The following is a 4,870-nucleotide window of genomic DNA, read 5'->3' on the forward strand; positions in this document are numbered from 1 at the left end:
TCGGGACGCTGCACGGGCTTCGGCCGCGTCACCTCGCGGTGCGGCTTCTTCGGCGCTTCCGGTTCCTCCGGTTGCGTCGGCGCGGGCACCGGCGGCATCGTCAGCGGCTCGCCGGCGGTCTCCTCGACAGGCTCGACGAGCGCCTCGCTGATCGGCGCGGGCGGGTTCTGGACCGGCAGCAGCCCGCAGCCGGACAGCAGCGCGGCGACGGCGAGAATCAGGAAGACCGTCGACGACGGCAACGACTTGCGGGATGCGGGAAACGGGAGTCCGCCGCTCATTGACACTCACTCCATGGGTCGGGGGGCGGCCCGAGGGCACGCGGCTGGCGATGGATGGCGGGTGCGGGCGGCGCACCACGCGAGGTGAGAGTTTAACGTGTCTTGCTTTCAGGACCGACTTCGATGGCCTGTTGCAGGCCGACCGTCGGGAAAAGGAAGGGATCGGACGCGGGTTGGAGGCCCGGCTGCGGTGCCTGATCGACGGCGATGCGGGCGCCGGCGCCGCTGCCGCGGGGCCCCTGGCTCAACGAGCCGAGGCCCGCGGACCGCGGCAACCGTGCCGCAACGCCTGCCGCAATCATGGCCATTCGGCGGACGCGCCGCAGGCGCGGCTGCTGTCCGAAACAGCGTGAAACCGGAAAATCAGGCGTCCGGATACCACGCGTCGGCGAATTCGCTGACCTGGACGTCCTTCAGTTCCGGACGGGCGGCCAGCCACCCGCGCACGAGTTCGCGGTCGGCGTCGGTCGTCGTGCCGCGCGGCGCGCCGGAGATCACGTACGCGCCGATGCCTTCGTCCGCGGACGCGACGGTCAGCAGCCCGTTCGCTTCGACGAAGTCGATGAATGCATCGATCAACTGGCCGCGCTCGAGGTCGGTCATTTCATTGCGGTAATGCGCGGTGGCGTTGAACGAGAGTTCCTGGAATTCGCCGATGTGGAGTTTCTTGCGCTGGCGGCGATTGTGGCCTTGGCTCATGGTGTGTGGTGAATGCGAAAAGGGTCAATGAAAGGGCGGCGGCCGGCGCCGGCGCGGCAGGCGCGAACGGCCCGGACGCCGCATCGGGGCGCCGCGCGGCGATGCCGGCGGCGGATGGGCGGAAGGTTACATCAGCACGATATCGTACTGCTCCTGGCTCAGATTCGACTCCACCTGCAGCGACACCGGCTTGCCGATGAAGTCGATCAGCATCGCCAGATGCTGCGACTCCTCGTCGAGGAACAGGTCGATCACCTGCTGCGCGGCGATCACGCGAAACTCACGTGGATTGAACTGCCGCGACTCGCGCAGGATTTCGCGCAGGATGTCGTAGCACACGGTGCGCGACGTCTTCACCTGGCCCTTGCCCTGGCAGGTCGGGCACGGTTCGCACAGCACGTGCGCGAGCGATTCGCGCGTGCGCTTGCGCGTCATCTCGACGAGCCCGAGCTGCGAGAAACCGTTGACCGTCACGCGCGTACGGTCGCGCGACAGCGCCTTCTTCAGCTCGGACAGCACCGCGTCGCGATGCTCGGCGTTCTCCATGTCGATGAAGTCGATGATGATGATCCCGCCGAGGTTGCGCAGCCGCAGTTGCCGCGCGATCGTATGCGCGGCCTCGAGGTTGGTCTTGAAGATCGTGTCGTCGAAGTTGCGCGCGCCGACATAGCCGCCGGTGTTCACGTCGATCGTCGTCATCGCCTCGGTCTGGTCGATCATCAGGTAACCGCCCGACTTCAGGTCGACGCGGCGCGACAGCGCGCGCTGGATCTCCGTCTCGATGTTGTACAGGTCGAACAGCGGCCGCTCGCCCGTGTAGTGATGCAGCTTCGGGCTCACGGCCGGCGTGAATTCGCCCGCGAATTCCGACAGGCGCTGGTACGTCTCGCGCGAGTCGACCTGGATGCGCGTCGTGTCGTCGTTCGCGAAATCGCGCAGCACGCGCTGCGCGAGATCGAGATCCTGATACAGCAGGCTCGTCGCCGGCAGGCGCTGCGCTTGTGCGACGATCGTCGCCCAGGTCTTGCGCAGGTACGTGACGTCGCCGGCCAGTTCGTCGGAGGTCGCATCCTCGGCGATCGTGCGCACGATGTAGCCGCCTTTCTCGTCCGGCGGGATCACGGCCGTCAGGCGCGCGCGCACGGCCTCGCGCTCGGCCTCGCTCTCGATTTTCTGCGAGATGCCGATATGCGGCTCCTGCGGCAGGTAGACGAGCGTGCGCCCCGCGATACTGACCTGCGTCGACAGCCGCGCGCCCTTCGTGCCGATCGGGTCCTTGATCACCTGGACCATCAGTGTCTGGCCCTCGAACACGATCTTCTCGATCGGCTGGTGCGGCGCGCCTGACTGCGGCTCGCCCGCGAGGCGCGGATGCCAGATGTCGGCGACGTGCAGGAACGCCGCGCGTTCGAGGCCGATGTCGATGAACGCCGACTGCATGCCGGGCAGCACGCGCACGACCTTGCCGAGATAGATGTTGCCGACCCGCCCGCGCGACAGCGTGCGCTCGACGTGAAGCTCCTGCACCGCACCTTGCTGGACGAGTGCGACGCGCGTTTCCTGCGGCGTGAGGTTGATCAGGATTTCTTCGTTCATGGTGCGGTTCAGAAGGCGACGCGTGCGGTACGCAGCAGCGCGGCAGTCTCAAAAAGGGGCAGACCCATGATACCTGAATGGGATCCGTCGATTCGCTCGATGAATTCGGCCGCGCGGCCCTGGATCGCGTACGCGCCGGCCTTGCCGAACGGCTCGCCGGTTTCGACGTAGCGCACGTATGCGTCGCGCGGTGCGTTCGAAAAACGTACCGACGAGCGCGACAGCGCGGGCGGCAGCAGTTCGCCGTCGGCGCCGATCACGGCGACGGCGGTCAGGACTTCGTGTTCGCGGCCCGCGAGGCGGGTGAGCATCGCGAGCGCATCGTCGGCGTCGGCCGGCTTGCCGAGGATCGCGCCGTCGATCGTCACCGTGGTGTCCGCAACGAGCACCGGCGCGGCCGGTTTGCCGCTCGCGACGAGACGCGCACGCGCGGCCTCGGCCTTCGCGACGGTCACGCGCCGCACGTACGCGTCGGCGGCTTCGCCGGGCAGTTCGGCTTCGAGCGCCTCGGCGTCCTCGTCGGGGCGCGGCAGCAGCAGCTCGAAGCGTACGCCGATCTGCAGCAGCAGCTCCTGGCGGCGGGGGCTTTGCGAAGCGAGGTAGAGGATCGGGAAAAGCGCGGGGGACGTGCTGGACGGCATGGTGTCGTTATCTCGTTGAGCGCGCCCGGCGCGCGTCTCGAGGACGACACGTCATGCGCGGTGGTAGGGGTGATTCTGCGTGATGCTCCACGCCCGGTAAAGCTGTTCGGCGAGCAGCACGCGCACCATGCCGTGCGGCAGCGTCATGCTCGAGATGCGCAGCAGCACGTCGGCGCGTGCTTTCAGGTCCGGATCGAGCCCGTCGGCGCCGCCGATCACGAACGCGACGTCGCGGCCGTCCTGCTGCCAGCCGGGCAGCGCCTGCGCGAGCTGCATCGTGGTCCAGTCGCGGCCGCGCTCGTCGAGCGCGACGAGGCGCGCGCCCTTCGGCAGCGCGGCCTCGATCTTCTGCCGCTCGGCGGCCATCACGCTTTCGGCGCTGCGGCCGCCCGAACGCAGTTCAGGCTTGATTTCGCGCAACTCGATGCGCAGTTCGGGCGGCATCCGCTTCGTGTATTCGTCGAAGCCGGATGCGATCCAGCCGGGCATCTTGTGACCGACCGCGAGGATGAAAAGCTTCATCGACAGACGCGTGACGGCTCAACGGCGGCGGGCGGCCGTCTTGCGCGCCGGGCGTGCGGGCGCTTCTTCCTCTTCCTCGTCGTCTTCGCTCGCCGTGGCGAAGCCGTTGCCCTTGCCGCCGCCGAGCTTCATCCGCACGGGCTTGTCGCCCCAGATTTCCTCGAGGTTGTAGTACTGGCGCAGGGCCGGTTGCAGGATGTGCACGACCGCGTCGCCGCAGTCGACCAGCACCCATTCGCCGGTGTCCTCGCCTTCGGAGCTGACGACGTCGCCGCCGGCTTCCTTGACCTTGTCACGCACGTTCGACGCGAGCGCCTTGGTCTGGCGGTTGGAGGTGCCCGAGGCGACGACCACGCGGTCGAACAGTTCGGTCAGGTGGCTGGTGTTGAACACCTTGATGTCTTGCGCCTTGACGTCTTCGAGGGCGTCGACGATCACGCGCTGCAGTTTGCGAATATCCATGGATTCAGGAATGGTAGAGGCGATGTTGAAGAATATAGGCCCATACGGCGGCCGGCACATGTTCGGCCGATGCGTCGGGCATTTGCGCATGGCGTGCGATGCATTCGCGCAGGTGCGCGCGGATGTCGGTCGCGGCGATGTCGAACGAAAGGGTCGTATCGATCAGCAGGCGGCCTGCCGGCGTGGCCTTGAGCACGTCGGCACCGGCCTGCCGCGCGGCGATTTCCCGCGCGACGTCCGGCGGCGCCGCGCCGAGCTCGAAGCCCGGGCGCGTCGACACGCCGATGTGCGCGTAGTCGAACAGCATGCGCCAGTCGCGCCACGTATCGAGGCGCACGAGCTGGTCGGCGCCGATCAGCAGCGACAGCGACGCACCCGGGCCGATCCGCTCGCGCCAGCGCGCGAGCGTCTCGACCGTGTAGGTCGGGCCGGTGTGCTCGATCTCGTCGGTGGCGACGGTCACGGTCACGCCCGGCACGGACAGCGTGCCGGCCGCCGCGCGCGTCATCGCGAGCCGGTGCTCGGCGGCCGACACGTCGCGCTTCTGGTACGGCTGCCCGGCGGGCAGCAGCACGAGTTCGGTCAGGTCGAGTAGTTCGGCGAACCGGCGCGCGAGCGCGAGATGGCCGTCGTGGATCGGGTCGAAGGTACCGCCCAGCAAACCGATAC

The 4,870-nt window shown here is 68.1% G+C and carries 6 protein-coding genes and 1 pseudogene; all 7 read right to left on the reverse strand.

Features of this window, described 5'->3' with window-relative positions:
• A pseudogene (locus H3O04_RS33905) lies at positions 1 to 281 on the reverse strand (PRC-barrel domain containing protein); the annotation flags it as partial.
• Positions 282 to 644: 363 nt separating this feature from the next.
• A complete protein-coding gene (locus H3O04_RS33910; protein WP_006478219.1) occupies positions 645 to 980 on the reverse strand; it encodes a YggL family protein in 336 nt (111 codons plus the stop codon).
• A 126-nt stretch (positions 981 to 1,106) separates the two neighbouring features.
• Complete coding sequence (gene rng / locus H3O04_RS33915) at positions 1,107 to 2,576, reverse strand: ribonuclease G (RefSeq protein WP_011545847.1); 1,470 nt, start codon at positions 2,574 to 2,576, stop codon at positions 1,107 to 1,109.
• Positions 2,577 to 2,584: 8 nt separating this feature from the next.
• Positions 2,585 to 3,217: a Maf family protein gene (locus tag H3O04_RS33920; protein ID WP_006478221.1), complete on the reverse strand. Its 633-nt coding sequence runs from the start codon at positions 3,215 to 3,217 to the stop codon at positions 2,585 to 2,587.
• Between the two features lie 51 nt (positions 3,218 to 3,268).
• Positions 3,269 to 3,739, reverse strand: coding sequence for a 23S rRNA (pseudouridine(1915)-N(3))-methyltransferase RlmH (rlmH, locus tag H3O04_RS33925; RefSeq protein ID WP_006478222.1), 471 nt, complete (start codon positions 3,737 to 3,739; stop codon positions 3,269 to 3,271).
• Between the two features lie 18 nt (positions 3,740 to 3,757).
• Positions 3,758 to 4,201, reverse strand: a complete 444-nt coding sequence (gene rsfS, locus H3O04_RS33930) for a ribosome silencing factor (RefSeq protein WP_006484266.1) — start codon at positions 4,199 to 4,201, stop codon at positions 3,758 to 3,760.
• A 4-nt stretch (positions 4,202 to 4,205) separates the two neighbouring features.
• On the reverse strand, positions 4,206 to 4,868 hold the full coding sequence (locus H3O04_RS33935) for a nicotinate-nucleotide adenylyltransferase (RefSeq protein ID WP_337249680.1): 663 nt from the start codon (positions 4,866 to 4,868) through the stop codon (positions 4,206 to 4,208).
• Positions 4,869 to 4,870: the final 2 nt, after the last annotated feature.

The organism is Burkholderia sp. KCJ3K979, assembly GCF_016759955.1.
In the GTDB taxonomy this organism is placed as follows: domain Bacteria; phylum Pseudomonadota; class Gammaproteobacteria; order Burkholderiales; family Burkholderiaceae; genus Burkholderia; species Burkholderia orbicola.